Annotated in this window: 16 protein-coding genes and 1 pseudogene; 15 read left to right on the top strand and 2 right to left on the bottom strand. The window is 60.9% G+C overall.

The window, feature by feature from the left end; genetic code table 11:
• Window positions 1–8 precede the first annotated feature (8 nt).
• The 10 genes and pseudogenes from NKH04_RS29685 (at window position 9) to NKH04_RS29640 (ending at window position 11,261) form a co-directional block, all read left to right on the top strand.
• A complete protein-coding gene (locus tag NKH04_RS29685) occupies window positions 9–326 on the top strand; it encodes a MoaF-related domain-containing protein (protein WP_353045402.1) in 318 nt (105 codons plus the stop codon).
• 115 nt (window positions 327–441) lie between these two features.
• Window positions 442–849: pseudogene (locus tag NKH04_RS29680) on the top strand (HAD family hydrolase); the annotation flags it as partial.
• A gap of 366 nt (window positions 850–1,215) precedes the next feature.
• Window positions 1,216–4,347, top strand: a complete 3,132-nt coding sequence (locus tag NKH04_RS29675; RefSeq protein ID WP_353045409.1) for a M20/M25/M40 family metallo-hydrolase — start codon at window positions 1,216–1,218, stop codon at window positions 4,345–4,347.
• Window positions 4,348–4,407: 60 nt separating this feature from the next.
• The gene (locus NKH04_RS29670; protein WP_353045401.1) at window positions 4,408–6,345 is read left to right on the top strand and encodes an ImmA/IrrE family metallo-endopeptidase; all 1,938 of its coding nucleotides are present in this window, start codon (window positions 4,408–4,410) and stop codon (window positions 6,343–6,345) included.
• A 37-nt stretch (window positions 6,346–6,382) separates the two neighbouring features.
• Complete coding sequence (locus NKH04_RS29665; RefSeq protein WP_353045400.1) at window positions 6,383–6,832, top strand: hypothetical protein; 450 nt, start codon at window positions 6,383–6,385, stop codon at window positions 6,830–6,832.
• Between the two features lie 33 nt (window positions 6,833–6,865).
• Window positions 6,866–7,051, top strand: a complete 186-nt coding sequence (locus tag NKH04_RS29660; protein WP_353045399.1) for a hypothetical protein — start codon at window positions 6,866–6,868, stop codon at window positions 7,049–7,051.
• A 153-nt stretch (window positions 7,052–7,204) separates the two neighbouring features.
• Window positions 7,205–7,756, top strand: a complete 552-nt coding sequence (locus NKH04_RS29655) for a MoaF-related domain-containing protein (RefSeq protein ID WP_353045398.1) — start codon at window positions 7,205–7,207, stop codon at window positions 7,754–7,756.
• 15 nt (window positions 7,757–7,771) lie between these two features.
• A complete protein-coding gene (locus NKH04_RS29650) occupies window positions 7,772–9,019 on the top strand; it encodes a hypothetical protein (RefSeq protein ID WP_353045397.1) in 1,248 nt (415 codons plus the stop codon).
• A gap of 2 nt (window positions 9,020–9,021) precedes the next feature.
• Window positions 9,022–10,509 (top strand): tyrosinase family protein, encoded by a 1,488-nt coding sequence (locus NKH04_RS29645; protein WP_353045396.1) that lies wholly within the window; start codon window positions 9,022–9,024, stop codon window positions 10,507–10,509.
• A gap of 23 nt (window positions 10,510–10,532) precedes the next feature.
• Entirely contained in the window at window positions 10,533–11,261 is a 729-nt protein-coding gene (locus NKH04_RS29640; RefSeq protein WP_353045395.1) for a copper chaperone, read from the top strand.
• On the opposite strand, the gene NKH04_RS29635 is transcribed toward NKH04_RS29640, so the two are convergent.
• Together NKH04_RS29635 and NKH04_RS29630 are read right to left on the bottom strand one after the other, a co-directional pair.
• Window positions 11,237–11,479: a hypothetical protein gene (locus NKH04_RS29635; RefSeq protein WP_353045394.1), complete on the bottom strand. Its 243-nt coding sequence runs from the start codon at window positions 11,477–11,479 to the stop codon at window positions 11,237–11,239. The two genes, NKH04_RS29640 and NKH04_RS29635, sit on opposite strands and share 25 nt — an antisense overlap.
• 75 nt (window positions 11,480–11,554) lie before the next feature.
• A complete protein-coding gene (locus NKH04_RS29630) occupies window positions 11,555–12,928 on the bottom strand; it encodes a S8 family peptidase (RefSeq protein ID WP_353045393.1) in 1,374 nt (457 codons plus the stop codon).
• Window positions 12,929–13,204: 276 nt separating this feature from the next.
• Between NKH04_RS29630 and NKH04_RS29625 the strand changes: the two genes are divergently transcribed.
• From NKH04_RS29625 to NKH04_RS29605, 5 genes are all read left to right on the top strand, one after another.
• Window positions 13,205–13,630: a DJ-1/PfpI family protein gene (locus NKH04_RS29625; RefSeq protein WP_353045392.1), complete on the top strand. Its 426-nt coding sequence runs from the start codon at window positions 13,205–13,207 to the stop codon at window positions 13,628–13,630.
• Between the two features lie 367 nt (window positions 13,631–13,997).
• On the top strand, window positions 13,998–14,228 hold the full coding sequence (locus tag NKH04_RS29620) for a hypothetical protein (RefSeq protein ID WP_353045391.1): 231 nt from the start codon (window positions 13,998–14,000) through the stop codon (window positions 14,226–14,228).
• A gap of 245 nt (window positions 14,229–14,473) precedes the next feature.
• The gene (locus NKH04_RS29615; RefSeq protein WP_353045390.1) at window positions 14,474–15,049 is read left to right on the top strand and encodes a helix-turn-helix domain-containing protein; all 576 of its coding nucleotides are present in this window, start codon (window positions 14,474–14,476) and stop codon (window positions 15,047–15,049) included.
• Window positions 15,021–15,704: an XRE family transcriptional regulator gene (locus NKH04_RS29610; protein ID WP_353045389.1), complete on the top strand. Its 684-nt coding sequence runs from the start codon at window positions 15,021–15,023 to the stop codon at window positions 15,702–15,704. Before NKH04_RS29615 ends, NKH04_RS29610 begins: the two co-directional genes overlap by 29 nt.
• A gap of 181 nt (window positions 15,705–15,885) precedes the next feature.
• A complete protein-coding gene (locus tag NKH04_RS29605) occupies window positions 15,886–16,017 on the top strand; it encodes a hypothetical protein (protein ID WP_353045388.1) in 132 nt (43 codons plus the stop codon).
• The last annotated feature ends 910 nt before the right edge of the window (window positions 16,018–16,927 follow it).

Below are 16,927 nucleotides of genomic sequence, written 5' to 3'. Positions count from 1 at the left end.
GGCCTGCCATGCCAGAGAAATTCCCAGCCGTCGGTCACCGGTATCTTGTCGACTTCAAGGCATTCCGCGTTGAGCTCGTCTTCGCGTCGGAAACCTCCATGACCTACTACAATCTCAATGCAAAGGGCGAGCATGTCGGGCAAGAGACGGTGACGGTTGCGATCGACCCCGTACGTGACGACCTCTTCCTCGTCACCTGGACGGAATCCGACAAGACCACGGTCGTCCACCTGGAAGACTACCGCCTGAACCGGATTGTGACGAACATCACAGACCCCACGACCGGACTGTCCAGATTCGAGGGAGCTATGACCAGGCTCGACTGAGCGTAGAGCAGTTGCCGGCCGGTTGCGCGCAACCTTCGAGCGCAGCTCCGGCCGCGGCACATGATGAATGGGGCAAGGCCAGGAAAAACTGCGGCCGGTCCGATAGGGGTGCTTCATGCCAGAAACCAGGATTGCGGCAGTTTTCTTCGACCTCGGCGATACACTTGGCACGCCCGTCATAGGCGGGTCGCCGCCCCGTCTCACGGGCTTCGACGCGTTTCCTTACTCACGGCCGGTCATTGCTGGCCTGAAATCCCAAGGTCTGAAGCTGGGCATCATTTCCAACACGGGCCAGGAGAAGGGGCCGACCATCAATGCCGTGCTGGCGCCCACCGGTCTGCTTGACGGCCTGGCATCCGATCTCATCGTCTATAGCGGCGAGGAGGAGCCTCTGAAGGACGGCACGCCTGTAACCAAGAGCATCCCGGAAATCTTCAAGCGGGCAGCAAGGCGCGCCGGCCTGGCGCGCTCGCCGGCCAGATGCCTGTTTGTCGGCGAGGACGCCCGCGAGCGCGAAGTGGCCGCGTCCGCAGGATGGCAAGTTTGCCCTCATCCTCTCTTGGTCAAAGACGTGCTGGCGGGACAGGCACTGCGATTCCTAAGGGTCAGTGTCCCACGCGGCAAGGCGACCGCGCCCTGGCGCCAGGAACTGCAGAAATCCGGGTTCGTGCCGATGCAGATGTTTGGGCCCGATGGGACAGTGGTTTACGGATTGGCGAGCCAGCGGGCCGCGTTGGAACTGGCAGACATGCGGTTTGCAGTCGAATTCCTCGGCGAGCCGGACCTGCCGCTGACCAGCGACCTTTATCTGCTTCGCGACGATGTCGCCGAAAGGTCGGGTTTTCTGGCGCGAAAGGGCGAGGCGGCACGGGTCTTCAGTCCAGCTGGAATGGAGCACCTGATCGTTTCTGCGACCCCTGAAGGGATTGTCGCGGCGTTCCCGCCCGACGCCATCAACAAACTGGACACTTTCCATTTTGAGGGCGCGCGCCACGGACACAATCTCAGGCTTGGCCCGGATCCGCTGATATGGGAGCAAGTCCCAGCCATCGTCGCGCCGAGCGCGTTTGCCCTTGGGAAGCCTTCAATATCGCAGGCTGCTGCCGCAGCCTTCGCAACCATTGATGCCCGCGAGGTTCTCGGCATCATCCAGCGATACAGCGGGGCGGCTCCCCTTGATGGAGCGGGTGCTCCACCCATTGCAAGCAGGCACATCCGCCATGCCGACAACGCGCGCGCGGTCGCCCAGGCCGCCGCTGATCTCGAGAGCGCGGGGCAGGGCAGGCTGCAAGTCACGCTCCATCGCTTCAGCCATGTCGGGTTGGAGCTTTCCAATGTCGAGGCGGAATTGCCCGGACTGTCGCCGGAGCTCGTGTTGGTCACGGCGCATCTCGATTCCACGGCCGCCTTCCATGAACCCTACGCGCCTGAAACAGATCCGGCCCCAGGCGCCGACGACGATGGCAGCGGCATGGCGGCGGTGCTCGCGGTCGCCAGGCGCTTTGCCGATCTCGCCTCGACCGGACAACTGGCGCGAACGGCCCGGTTCGTGCTTTTCAACGCCGAAGAGCAGGGCCTGATCGGCAGCCAGGCCTATGCGCGCCGATCCAAGGCGCGCGGCGAAACGATCGCTGCCGTCTTGCAGATGGATATGATCGGCTACAACAAGCTTGAGCCACGCGCCTGGGAAGCTCATGCCGGTTTCGAGGCCTCGCCATCGGTCGAAGGTCAATCACGCGCGCTTGCAGAGCTGATCCAGGCGGTTGCCTTGGACGTCTCCCCGAACCTTCCTCCGGCGCAGATCTATCACAGCGCAACAGTCCCCGATGGCGACCTTGCCGCGGGGCGCAGCGACCATGCGGCGTTCCACGCCCAAGGCTACCCGGCAATCGTGGTTTGCGAGGACTTCTTTGTCGGCCCTGGCACGAACGCGCCGGCGCCGGAGGAAAATCCCAACTATCACCAGCCCGGCGACACGGTGGTCGACCCCGAATTTGCAGCCGACATAACCCGGGCGATCGGCGCCGCTGCGTGGATATCGGCCACGCAAACGTCCGCGGCACCTTCCAGCCTCCTCAATCCTTCGGAGAGAACCATGGCGACTTCGCGCGAACTTGATACCCGGCTGCGGCCGGCCGGCCAGAACGCAACGGCTCAACCTGCCACGGTGGTACCACCACCTGGACGGGCTTCCCAAAGCCGCAGGAATGCCGTTACCGGATCGCCTGCGGTCGTTGCCAGCATCGGGCAGGCGCCGGCGCAAAGGTCCTTGGTGGAGCGTGCCCTCGACTTTGCCCGATCACAGGCGTCGAATCTCGGCTTCACAGCCGGATCTCCCGCCGAGTTTGCTCCCGATCCAGTGGTGCAGCGAACCAGTTCGGGCGCCGCGGCAATTCATCTTAAGCAGCAATATCGCGGCCTGACCGTCTTCCAGATGTCGCGGACAGTCAGGTTCAGCCCGACCGGCGACGTTGTGGATGCCACAGGCGATACAGCCGCCATCCCGGATGGCGTCGATATAGAGCCGAAGCTTTCCATCGAAGATGCCGTGCTCGCCATGGCCAAACACCTTGCAACCACGGGTGCTGGGGAAAAAGTGCGCGATGCATACGGCCAGGAAGCGCCACTCCCGACAATCGACATAAAGGACTTCAAACCCCAAGTCGTAGCGGGCTTTCCACTGCCCTCGCGCGCTGCGGTTCTGGACAAGGGACCGTTTGAGAACCCCATCCCGGCCTATCTGCTGATCTTCAATCAGCCTGGCATGGCACGCCTAGCGTGGCATGCTGTCTTCACCTTCCCGGGCTACGCGGACCAGTACACGATGATGGTTGCGGCCGATAGCACGTCAGGCGAGATCCTTTACTGCAAGAGCTCAATAATGCGAGCGGCCGCTGAAGGCCGCGTATTCGAGTTTAGCCCTGGGGTGTCCGATCGTCGGCTGATCGAATTCCCGCGTCCGCTCAGCGACTATCCGGCCATGCCAAGCAGTCCGATCAGCGGATTTCCGGCAGATTGGGTGGATGCCGACAAGACCATCGGCAACTCGACAATTGCTACACTCAATATGACCACCACGTCGCTGGCCGGAAAATCCAAGAATGGCGTCATCGTTTTCGATCCTACAAAGGGCGACGGCGACGACCAGAAGCTCCTGAACATCTTCTATTTCTGCAATTACATGCATGACTTCCTGATGATCCTGGGCTTTGACGAGGCCAGCGGCAACTTCCAGCAGGTGAATTTCACCCGCACGGGCTCCGACAGGGATCCCGTGCGGGCACGCGCCCATAGCGGCGCGGTAAACGGGACTGCGAACATGGCCACCGGACCTGATGGCCTGCCGCCGCTGATGAACATGGGGTTGGTCGTTCAAACCGGGCGCCATACGGCTTTTGATGCCGACGTCGTGTTCCACGAATATGTCCATGGCCTCACCAACCGCCTGGTCGGCGGCCGGTTGAACGGGAACTCCATGGACAAGCTGCAAAGCGCTGGCCAGGGGGAGGGGTATAGCGACTACTACGCCCTGACGATCCAGAGCTTTTTCCGCAACAGCGAAAAGACGGTGACCGGTGAATGGGTCGCCGATCGGCCGGCGGGCATAAGGCGGGCACCTTATGATGATGCCTATCCGTTCACATACGGCGATCTGGCCCAGTTTCCCGAAGCTCATGACATCGGCGAAGTCTGGTGCGCTACCTTGATGATGATGACCCGCAAACTCCGCGCAGCCCTGGGCAACGATCAACAAGGCTATCGCCTCAGCTGGAGGATCGTAACCGATGGATTGAAGCTGACACCGGCAAATCCAACATTCCTCGATTCCCGCGACGCCATTTTGCGGGCGCTCAACGATCTCGCCACGACAAACCAGATCCCGCCTGCCACGCACAAGCTCGCACTTAGCTCAGCCTGGCAGGCATTTGCGCATTTCGGCATGGGCGCGCAGGCAAGCTCCGGCGATGCTGACGATGTAGGCAGCATCCACGGCGACTCATCCCTGCCTGCGGGTGTCTAGACTGGCAGCCCGCTCAAAATGGTTCATGCCCATGCCGACGCGACTTGGAAGCATTTGGCCATGGCGAACTGCGTGACGGACACGGCCTGCGTCGAGATGCAAAGGCTGCTGGCATGGGCGAGGTCCCGTGCACTGTTGCTTGTCCTGTGCCTTGTGGCCCTATCGTGGTTGATCATCGATGGCTCGCCGACGGAGCGGCGGGCCCTTGCCATAAATGCAGCCTTGCAGCGTGGCGAGATTGGCGGCCTGACCTTGTCCGAGACGGCTGTGCTTCAACAGCTGCTCCAGGACCTCGTGGCGTCAGCGGGCGTCAAACTGCCGGTTGTGCTTAACGAACCATTCAGCGGCCAAGCAGGAGCCGCGAAAGATCAAATCCGCGTCTTTACCACCAAGCCGACGGCGCGGCCCATGTCGGGGAATGGCAGGGGCAATGCATCCTATGACAGCATGCTGGACGCCATCTTTGTCGACCTCGACATTGTGAGGCCTGCCAAGGCGGTACAGATGTACGCCAACATCAGGATTTTCGACGGTAACGTGGGGGGATCGTACGGCTATCTCTCCTTCGTCTTCCTGCACGAGCTCGGCCATCGCGTCCTCCACCGCAACAGTGGAACGTCGCTCGATACCGTATTTCCAGCGGGCGGCAGCGTGGCCAAGAAATACGAGAACGAGGCTGATCTGTTCGCGCTTGCGGCGCTGCGCGCACACTTCCAGACGTCCCGATCAATCGGACGCTACGCGGGCCCCAGCAACGTGGACGACGAGGGGTTCACGGGCGCGCTTGCCCAGATGGTCGACGACAGCAACCGCAGCCTGCTATTCTCCTCCGTTCCCTATTCGCCATTCTACAGCGACGAGGCTCATCCGACCTTCCTTTCGCGCACCCTCGGGTTCCTTGCGGCAACATCCCTGGCTGAACGGGAACAGGCAAACTGGCTCATGCTCGTGCAGCAGGGGCTGCTGCGCATAAGCGATGTGGCCAAGCGGCCATTGTTGGAAATCCATGTCCCCGATACGATCTCCTCCGTCAGTTCCAACAAGGGCGGAATCGTGATCGTCGGCAAGGACCGCTCGAACTTTCTCGTCGACCGCAGCTCGGTTGAGGCATTCGACGCGGACGCCAGCGCAGCGCCGATTGTTGCAGCCGCTGCAGCGCCGAGGGCCGAGCCAGCCAGCCATCCGGCAGAGGCAAGCGATGCTTACGCCGCTGCCATGTCCCAGGTCGGATCAGATCTGTATTTGCGGCTAGTTGCGCCCGCGACTTCGCCACCGCGGGACGGGACGATATCGGCGCGCTCCCCCGCCCTCTTTGTCGAGGCACTCCTGGAGGCGGGGATAATCGCGGGCCAAGGTCTGGAACCCGAGAGCAAGAAACTGCTCAATGGCCTTGCGGCAGCTGGCCTGCCCGAGAGGACCGGCTTTATGCTTGTCGGTGCCGGCCATGGACGGATGCATGCACTGGTGTTCGATCTGACGAGCGAGCCCGATCATTTGATCGGCGTTGCATCCATCGAGGCAAACAACCTGTCGGCGCTCTCGATCGATCGGCTCGACCTGGAACCGCTGGAGCACAGTCTGGTCGGGCTCAAATTTCATGCCGTTCCGACGCCGGCCGGCATTGACTACTATGCCGTTGGCGACCGCTGGCAATCGCAGGGACCTGAAGTGACGGGCGCCGAAATTTGCGTCTGGAAGATCTCGAGCGCGCCGCCTGAGACCATCGTCTGCCATCCGGAGATCGCGGCCGCGGTTCCGGGCTGGCGCAATGGCAATGGCTGGCCGTATGGCGAGGTTCTGCTGATGGCGACGGTCTGGCTGGCGCCGGATCGGATCGTTGCCAATGTCCATGGGGACTCGGTTTACGCGTTCGATCTTACGCGCCGCCGGGCGAGCGTCGTGTTCCATCCCGGCGGGCTGAACATAGTGGCATTGTCCACGCAAGACGTACTTTTCTACGCAACGGGTGCCCACAAGGCATTTGTCGTGAAGCCGTGATCACATTGTTGGGCAACAGCAGGGAGGCGGAAGGGATATGAACACAGCCAACTGGAAGATCGCAGCAACGGTGGCAGCCATCGTCATTGGCTTCACGAGCTATTGGTTCCTTGCGCCGAGAGGTCAGTCCTTTGGTATGTTCGAGGCGGTCGACGGCGGAGGAACCATTCGGTTTGCACTCAGTTTCGCGGCCACGATTGCGGGGGTGATATGCGGATCCTTTTACCGCGAGCTGAAGGCAATGAAGGAGATGGGCATGCCGCAAATCCCAAACCTTCGGCTTTTCTTTGCAAGCACATTCCGTTCGGTGGACATGTGGCTTGGACTGGCCGGAGCCCCGATTGTCTATTCGCTGCTGTTGAAGGCAACTGATGGCATGAGCCTGCCTGGCCTGCTTACAGTTGCGCTGGAGAACGGCTTTTGCTGCCTGATCATCCTAAACGGCGTCGTCGGCAAGGCCGAGCGCCAAAATGCGCCAAACCTATGAGGTGCAACAAACTTTCCGCAACAACAGACCTGGATGGAGGACCTGGTTCAGCCGACGAAATCTGGCGGGCCGGGAGCGGCCTTGTCGTTGGTGAAGCAGTTGCTGGCTATAGGCATCAAGCAAGAAATATTTCGGCCGATGATGCCGTTTTCTCTTCCATTTTTCAGCAAAATTCTTTACATTGGCATGCGAAAGTACTGCACAGAAGTCAAGAATTAAAGTAATAGAAGAAAACATCGCCGCATTATTGGCGTTATGCTGGGTGTGTGACTTGTGTAAGTGGCCGATATTTTCGTGGCTGCCGTGTCTGGTGGGCCATGGTATCGGAATTGCTGGCGGGCGGCTTAGACGTCCGGGCAGGGGTTTAGCGACATGGCGTTCCCAGGCAGTGGCAACCTTTATTTGGCCGACTTCACGGCGTTTCGCGTCCAGCTCGATTTCGCTTCGGACATTTCGCTGACCTATACGGTTCTGGCTGCCGACGGCACGCCGCTGGGTTCCGAGACAGTGGCGATCAAGACTGAAGAAATCAGCGCAGGCATCTATCTTGTCACCTGGCAGGAGGCTAACAAGACGACGGTCGTCCATATTGAAGATTACGCCAAGCAGACCATCGTCACCAACATCACAAACCCGGATTTGACGTTTGAGCAGCATCACGGCAGGTTCACGCCTCTAGAGGCAAGGCCGGGGCAAGCGGTTGGATTTGCCCACGATATCGTGCCGCTGTTTCGGCCCGTCGATATCAATTGCATGCGGGCAAGGCACGTCTTGCTTGCCGACCTTGCCTGGATGGCGCAGCCCGCCAACGCGGCGCGGGTATTGTCAAAGCTCAGCGCCGGCGAAATGCCTCCCGGAGCCGCCTGGCCCCCGGAGAAGGTGAAGCTGTTTTCCGATTGGATAGACGGCGGCTATCAGCCGTAACTTGGGGAGGTATCGATGAAAGCCTTTGCTCGAGTCCTTTCAGCAGTTGTGGTATCGATGCTGCTAGGGGCAGGCGCAAGCTTGGCCGACCCTGGCAACATTCCGGTTGACCCCGCGTTGGCGATCAATCATCCGGACGAATTCAACTGGCGTCTGTTCGCGGATGTCAACAAGGATGCGCATCTGGCCAGCCGCCCCGGTGTGGCCATATGGGAGACATGGGCCGATGATCCTGGCACCTTCCCGGCGCCAGCGTCGCTGCCTGCCGGCAGCGCTCCTATGTGGCCCGACCCTGAGAAGGCGTGCGCAAGGCTGCGCTCGAACGTACAGCTGAACGCACTGAGGTCCAGAGCCTTCAAGCCGTTCGTCGTACCGTTTCCGGACAATAATCCTCATCAGCAGGAAACGCGCCGGAACAAGGCGACATTTGATTTCATTGTCGGGCAAAATCTCTGGAGCCGTGCCGGCCTGGCTGATCGGTTCAAGTCCGGGCAGCCGATTATAGCGCCGTCAGAATCGATCGAGGTGAAGGCAGACTGGCTCACCGCGTCGGCCGATGACAGCAAGCGATACCACGTCAGCGTCGATTGCAACGGCAAGAGCTGGAAGCTGGTGGGCCTCCACATCATCAGCAAGGCGCTTCCGAATTGGAGCTGGGCTACCTTCGAACATGTCGACAATGCCGGTCGCTGCGATTTCATCGGCTGCCACGACAGCTATGGCGCCACCGTGAGTTCGACATCGCCTCTGCAAAGCGCTGAGGGCGAGCCGGTGGTCGGCGGCACCTATCCAGCCGATGCAACCTGCAAGAAGACCGAGCCCCTGACAGGTATCTTCACAGCAGCCGGCCTCGACCAGGCGGTTTGGGGCAATTACTGCCTTAAAGGTTCCCAGGTTGATTTCACCACTTTGGCAGGCGAGCCCACGCGGCTTGGTAACTCGGTGACCGAGAAAGGATTTGTCCGGACATCGTCATGCATGTCTTGCCATTCACGCGCCTCCACCGATGCCGGCGGTCTCAGCGTCCTGTTTCCAGGTTTCGTCAAATTGGTTGGCGAGGCCGCTCAGGAGAACTCAGAAGGCCCGATCGGATCACCCGATCCCTTCTGGTTCAAGGCGACAGATCTGCAAGTGCTTTCCAGCAGACAGACTTCATCTGGGCTTTCGGGCTCGCCCGATAAATGGCTTCGGCAACCCGACCGCCGAGGTCGTGGGGCAGGCGCCGGGCTCCCGCATCGTGATTTCATCTATCGAGGAGAATAAGCATGGCTGTCCGCCGCGACGTCGCCGCCTTGGGAGCCGGTTGGAATCCGACCCTGGAATGGTATGCTCGAGCGGTGGCAGCAATGTCTGCCCGGCCTGTCACCGACCGCACCAGCTGGAGATACCTCGCGGCCATTCATGGAATTAGCGACTTTGGCGACGGCGACCCGTCCAACTGGCGAGGACAAGGCATAATCGGGCCGACCGAGGATGTTCCACCGCCGGGTGAGAGGCGCAGGATCTGGGACCAGTGCCAGCACCAGACGTGGTATTTCCTTCCTTGGCATCGCGGCTATCTGTGGGCCTTCGAGGCGATCGTTGCCAAGACCATTGCCGAGATTGGCGGGCCCGATGGCTGGGCGCTGCCCTACTGGAATTATCTCGACACCTCGAATCCCGACGCCCGCCGGATACCGCAGGCATTTCTCGACCCACTTACCCCCTCCGGCCAGCCCAATTTTCTGTCGGCCCCGCCGCGCCACGGCTTGACAGTACTGGGCCCGGTGCCAGGGACCATCAGCGACATCACCTTGGCCTCCATGAAGCAATCACGCTTCACCGCCGCACCCGGAACATTGGCCTTCGGCGGTGCCGCTACCCCATTTTGGCATAGCGGGGGAGGCGGCAGCGGTGCTGTGGAGCTCAATCCTCACAACAATGTCCATCTGATGGTGGGAGGCCTCATCACACCGGGCGGATTTATGACCGACCCCAACTTTGCTGCTCTCGACCCCATCTTCTGGCTCCACCACTGCAACATCGACCGGCTCTGGGAGGCGTGGCTCGGCCGGACGGGGAACGTCCAGGAGAACGGTGCGGCTTGGAGCGGGGGGCCGGCTCCGCGCAGCTTCGAAATGCCGGATGCCGCAGGCTCGCTCGCTACCTTCACGCCTGCGGACACCTTGCCTGGCAAGCGCCTTGCGCCTACTTATGATGAAGTCACCATCGGAACCGGTGCTCCTGCCGTGATCGCCGCCGCAGGAGCAGGAGGCGGTCAGATGCCTGCAACATTCTCGAACGCGCCACCGCCGGCTTCGCAAGTCATCGGATCAAGCGGAGGACAATTGAAGGTGGGCGCGGCGCCGAATTCGACTACTGTCGTGCTTACCCAGCAGGGTGCCCAGATCGCGGCAGGGCCTGTGCAACAGCGCTTGTTCCTCAATCTTGAGAATATCCGCGGAACGACGACGAGCGGTGTCTTGCGCGTCTATCTGGGAATGCCCGCGACCGCCGGGCACCCAAGTATTGCACCGATCGAAGTCGAGAGCGTCGCACTGTTCGGGCTTGCCAAGGCCTCAAAGTCCAACGGAGCCCATGCCGGAAACGGATTGGGCGTGTCGATCGATATCACCGATGCCGCACGCGCTCTAATGCTGGAAGCGCAAACCGGCCTTGACCGGCTGGAAGTGCGCGTGGAGCAACCGGCAGCGGCGAATCGGTCGGAAATCTCGGTCGATAACGTCACCGTTGTTAGCCAGCCCTTCGAATAGGACTGTTGGCGAGGTCAACCATCATGCGCCTTAGCCCGCTTAGTGCCATGCTGTTTGCGTCAGCCATAGCTGCGGTTGGCGTTTCTGTTGCCTTTCCCTTCCCGCTGCAATTTTCTTCCCTGTGCGGCGACCTGAGCCGGGTCGCCTTGAAGGACTTTCCAGCTCTATTGGACCCTGAGACTATAATTGCCCTCTTTTCGGGCTGGCTCGCCATGCTGGCCGCCATGATGCCGCCATTGCTTTTGCAGCCCTTGAATGTGGTGTGGAGATTGAGCCCCCGGACGCGCCGCGCCAGAGCGGTGGCTTTGTTTTGCACCAGTTACCTGACCATCTGGGCCGCACTGGGCCCGCTGCTCATTTCCGCCGCTATATCGATGCGGTCCCTGTTGGGCCTTGCCGCCTTGCCGGCAGCCATGGCGGCCTCCATGGTCTGGAGCGCCTCGCCGCTTTGCCAGGCCATGCGCAACCGCTGCCATCGAACACGCCATGTGGGCGCTGTCGGCATTGCCGCCGACTGTGACTGCCTGATCTTTGGCCTGACATACGGCCTGACGTGCGCGGGCGTTTGCTGGCCATGGATGGTGGCGGTCATGACAGTTGGAAAAGGACATACGATGGCAATGGCTGCCACGGCTGTCATATTGTTTGCCGACCGGAGCGCCTTTCCAGCATGCTCACGGTGGCAAGCGCCGCCGTTCCTGCGTTTCCTGCGGCCGCAGCCGCGCGCTCAGACGGCGTTGGGCAGATTGTAGGACTGTTCCTCGATCACCCGCCAGCCCTGAACCTTCTCGTTGACAAGCTCCTTAAGGCGCTCGCGATCGAGTTCATTGCGCGCCGGGACCGTGGCAAACACGCCCGAGCGGCCTGCTGGAGTGAGTTCGACATTATCGAAGCCGGGCAGGGTGGCCAGTTGTTCACGAAGACCTTGATAGTCGGGACCAACCACCTTGCCTGGCTTGTAGTCTTCCAACAATAGCAACTTAGCATTTCGCATTGGAGCACCCTGCCATCGGTTTTCAATAGGGGTAAATATAGGTCACCCTCGCTACGCCGGCAATCCGTACCCCTCATGCGCCACCTGGGGCAGGTTGAGCCGCTTGGCCCGCGCGATCAGCATTTGAAGCATGGCAGTGCTGCGCTCCGCAGTTCCGGCCATGTTCAGGATGTTGTTGTTGCCCGATAGCAGAAGCGCGAGAACACCCGCGACAAAAGGCGCGGCCATCGACGTGCCGGAGTTGAACCACCATTGGCCGCCTGGAAATGTCGAGACCACACCGTGTCCCGGCGCGGTGAACTGAACGCGCGGGCCGAAATTGGAAAACGAAGCCAAGAACACGGCCGGATCGATGGTTGAGCGCTGATTGCTGACATATTGTAGAAGCTCCGGGATATTGGGGAACGCGCCATCCCTTCCGATGGCGGTGACAGCTACGCATGGCGGCAATTGCGCAGGATAGCTCACTGGCGCGCCGAACCCATTGCCGGCCGCGGCAATGCAGACCACACCCTGGTTCCATGCGTCCGCGATGGCGGTGCGCACACCGTCGTCTTTCAGCGAAGGTCCTTCCAAGCTGAGATTGACGATATGGCATTGGTCCTCGATTGCCGCGCGGATCGAGTCGATGATGGGAAGGTTCTCGGCTCCTTTGACGCGTGCCGGGTCATCGGGAAAGACGCGGTAGCTTATGATGCGCGCCTCTGGGGCAATGCCGGCTGGGCCGTTATGGCCGGCACGGGCGGCGATGATGCCTGCCACATGGGTGCCATGGCCGGCGCGGTCGGCATTTGCCGGCCCCCAGTTCACCGGCCCTCCCGCATTTTCGTTCACGCCGGGTATATAGCAGCGAAGCAGCGCTATCGCGTCGGCCAGCGCCGGGTGGGTGTTGTCGACCCCGTTATCGATCAGGCCGACGATGACGTTCCGGCCGTTCTGGTGGATTCCAAAATCGGCTCCCCCCAGAAAGCGCTGCTTTGCATCGGCAAGAAAGACCGCGCCACTGGCATCGACGGCGGTTACCGCGCTCGGAAGCGCGGCAGGCTGGCCTTTCCTCGGCCGCTTGAACCCCGGCAGGCTGTACCTTGTGATCGGGACAATCCTAAAGCCCGGGTTGCTCGCCGCCAGGGCAAGCTTGGCGGCATCGGTCATTCGAACCATTGCCGGCCCATCCGCGAAGCGTTGCGATATCACCTCGAAATCGGGTTCCGAAACGGCGTCGGCGATTTCGGTTGCCGCCATTGCCGCGCCCGTGACAGCGGTATTTGCAGTGGCAAATCCGTGGAAGCTCTGCAGCCGCTGCTCCGTGAAGTGGACCAGCGACTTTCCACTGCCGTCCCGAAAGACGGCAGAATCCATGACCTTTCCAACGATGCCGGCTGTAGGAAGCACCGCATAGCGCTTTTTCTTGCTCTTCCGGATCATGCTGCCGCCCCCCGTGGAATACCGCGAGACGATCACGGGCAATTCCCCGCAATGCCCTGCGCAGTCTGCACATGATTGGCCAAATAGAGGGCAAAAACAAGGGTAGTCTTCGGAGCTCGCCTTTTTTGCGTTTCCCGGCATAGTTTTCCTTGGCGCAAGTAGACATGTCCGGCATAATCAAAGGATACTTCTTGAGATCAGATGGCGTCGGTCGCTCCTGGCAGGGCTCGGCGACGGGCAGGATGCTGTCCGGCGACAGCCAAAGGAGCGTGCGGCATGAAGCTCGGTATCCCTGTCTATGATGGCATCAATCTGCTCGATGTGGCGGGACCGCTGGAGATGTTTACTTGGGTAGACGAAGAGAAGGGGCTGCAGCCTCTGCTTCTGTCAATTGACGGCGCATCCGTGCTCAGCCTCAACAAGGTCCGCTTTGAAGTCCATGCAAGCTTTGCAGCAGCGCCCGAACTCGATGTACTTTGGGTTCCCGGCGGGGGTCCGATAGCGCTTGGCAATATGATGGCGGACGCGAACTCCCCCTATATCGCTTATCTCAGGCAAGTCGCTGAGAATGCAAAGTGGGTGTGTTCGGTTTGCGAGGGGGGCACTCCTGCTGGCACGTGCCGGACTGCTCGATGGGCATACCGCAACCACATATTGGAGGTTCGTGGATTGCCTGCGCCGTTTTCCAGAAATCACGGTTGATGATGGCCATCGCCGGTTTTGCGTATCGGGCAACCGGCTTACTGGCGGCGGGATATCCTCTGGCCTCGACGAGGCGCTGAAACTGATCGCATTGCTTTATGGCGAGGAGGCAGCGATCGGGGCTCAGATCGTAACGCAATATTTCCCCGAGCCGCCAGTCAACGGAGCAATTCCCTCTGAATTTCCTGCTTGCCCTGTCCATTGGTAGCAGAGGTCTCGGCGGCCTGCGATGAGGGCGAAGGTGCCCTAGAAGGCAATTCCGATCACAGCGGGCCGGCGCGGCATTGCAGGATTTACGGCGCGGCGGATGAACTTTCGTTTGCGGCACAGGGCAAAACGGCCATGGGCGAGCCTTGGGAAGGTGGAGATGCCAGATCTCGAAACGAGCAAGAAGCAGTCGTCGCAAAGGCGGATACAGGCTGCGATCGAGCTGCTCCACAGGGGTTGGCTGGATTGCGCGATCTCGTTTGCGGCGGCTGCCGAAGGCATTCTGCCGCCGACAGAGGATTCTCGTCTCTTTCAGATGCTTCAGCCCTGTCATGGAGACTTGGACATCAACCTGGTGATCAATTGGCTGGAGCACTGTGAGCGAGTTTGAGGCAGCATTAATTGTTGCCCGGGCAATAACGAAGTTCGTCGCGGTTTATCATCACGTTGCCAGGCTTTCGAAGACTTTCTTGTATGGGCCAATAAAGTAGGCCATCTGCCGGCATTTTTCGAACTGAACGATTACCGGCAGATACGCCTACTTATTAAGTCCGGGTGGGAAGGAGTATTGGAAGCCGAAGGATAGGTTCGCTTGGCATAGTTGTAAATCCGCGAACAATCTGAGAGGAAGTGAACATGGTCGATCTTACAGAAGACGGCGGTGCAAACTACGTAGTATCGATCACGGCGGATATCGTTTCGGCCTATGTCTCAAATAACCATCTCGCTTGCCTTCATCTCGGCGCGAAAAACATTCCGCGGGAGCGGCGGAGGGCGCGCAATCGTTCCGACGGGTTGCTGGCCTGCCTCGATGGGATCCACGACGCAGCGCTGGCTGGCTTGAAGGAGCACGATCGCCTGACGATGGCGAAAAGCCAGATGGAGCGGCGACTTCGTGAACGACGCCCCAGCTCAAAATTGCCAGACCTGGTCGAGCTGGTGCTGTCGCGGCCGCTGGTCTCGACCGGCATGATCCAGGAGCGGCTAAAAGTGACAAAACAGGGGGCACTCAACCTGGTCGGCGAGCTCGGCCTGCGCGAGATGACGGGCAGGGGAAGGTTTCGCGCCTGGGATCGTGTGATCGAACTTCCGTCCGGCAAAGTCATCGCACACTTTACGAACTTAACAAACTTGACGAACTTGCATTCTGAGTCCACATTGATGGAAACAGGAGGTTGCTGTCATGGCCGTTCCAAAGCGCAGCAATCATAGCGGGACCCCGTCCGATGCGGGAGTCGCCGCCCTGAGCTTCACCACAAAGCTGCCGGCACAGGCAGACTTCAAGAAGGTATTGCTCGAACGCTATCAGGAAGCGATCGCACGCAGCCGCAAGATCGGCCACCGCGTATCGTTCCGGGTAGAGGTCGATCCGGCGGCTGATGCGCAGACGATCACGCCGGTCGAAGAGCAACCGATCGCTTCGGATGTGTTTCCCCTCGAGGATACAGGCAAGCCCGATGCCGAACTCGAGGCGGCTCTTGCCGGAGCGCGCGCGCGTGGCCACAAGCGTGTCGCCGAAATTATCGCCGGCGAGGAGATGCTGAGCGCTGAAGCCTTCGCCAAGTTGCTTGGCACCTCGCGCGTGACAGTCAACGCCAGGCGGCAGAGTGGGCAGGTGCTCGGCATCGATGGCGCCAAACGCGGCTTCCGCTTTCCTGTCTGGCAGCTCGACAAGAACGGTCGTCCGTTCGGGGCATTGCAGGCGCTGCATGCCATGTTGGGCAACAGTGCCTGGGCCGTCTATCGGTTTCTGGTCTCGCGCCATGGCGCCCTCGATGGCCGGACCGGCCTTCGAGCCCTTCAACAAGGCGATGACGCCTCGCTGTTGGCCGCGGTGGAAGGCATGGCCAGGGGCGATTTTGACTGAATGCCCGGCGTTCCTCCTCCACCCGATTTCGGGCGCGCAAAGCTCGAAATCGAGACCATCCCGCGCAAACGGACATTCGGTCGGATCTACTGGAGCACCTTTCCCGATCCCCTGGGGTAATCTCCTCGAACGGACGCGCCACCTGCACCCACATTTAGTCCATCTCTGCCTCGGCAGCGATATGGCATCTGTCCGTCTGACCGTACCGAGCTTGCTCGGCGCCGACGCCATCATCGCGTTGGTTGAGGGCTTCCACGGCGCGGCGATGAATGAAGTGCGGCGGCGAAGAGACTGCTCGATCCGGCCGCGATGAACGCCTTGCCCGGGCCTGGCCCGAATATGTTCTTGGTCCCGAAAACCCGCTGACCTTCCTCGCGCCAGGGATGGACTGGTCGTTCTTCGGCGCCTGACGCCTAGCGCGCCAAGTATCGCGCCTATATGAAAAAAGGAGAGAACAGCAAGCACGTGGACTTCATAGAATGCCCGACCTCTTTGGCCCCGACGTCATGTGGATTGCTCAGCGGCATGGGCAGGATTGGCGGGATGAAACAGTTTTAACGGCCGCGGACTGGCTTGAGGGCCTAGTGCCCTCGGCCGAGTGGCAGGCGCGCGCCACCGCCGTCGAGGCGAAGTTCCAGGCCGCGAAGGCGGAGTGGGCGGAGGGGCGCCGCGTCCCGCTGTTCGATCCTCGTGACACGGTCGCCTGGTACCTGCACCAAGCGAGGCGCTATGCCGATCCAGAGTTGCGTCCGGACTACTTCCTGCCCGAGGGGTACCGGATCGCTCCGCTCATCCGGCGCATCGGGCAGCTGTTGCCGGGTTTTCGGGAGATCGACGGCGCCGAGGAGCGTGCTGTACGGCTGATGACCAAGAACCTATCGCAGCCGGACGATGGCATCTATGAACTGCTAGTGGCGGGCTCCTATCAGCGTCGAGGCTGGGACATGGTGTCCTTCGTATCCGAGGCCCCCGGCATAGGGAAGCGCCATGACCTACTCATTGGCTCCTCACGATCGCATTGTGTCAAGCGAAGTGAGGATTTGACCCCTGGGGCGAAACGAAGAACTGACCCCCTCATTGCTTTGCAGTTTCGTTGGTGTCGGGGGGGGGGGGGGGGGGGGGGGGGGGGGGAGGGGGCGCGGCGGAGGGGTGGGGGCGGCGGGGGGGCGGCGGGAGGGGGGGGGGGGGGAGGGTTGTTGGAAACGGAGGAGAACAAGGAGAGG

Source organism: Mesorhizobium sp. M1365 (assembly GCF_040317865.1).
Lineage (GTDB): Bacteria > Pseudomonadota > Alphaproteobacteria > Rhizobiales > Rhizobiaceae > Mesorhizobium.
Note: the sequence above shows the minus strand (reverse complement) of the source record. Positions and strands in the feature narration are given on the sequence as shown.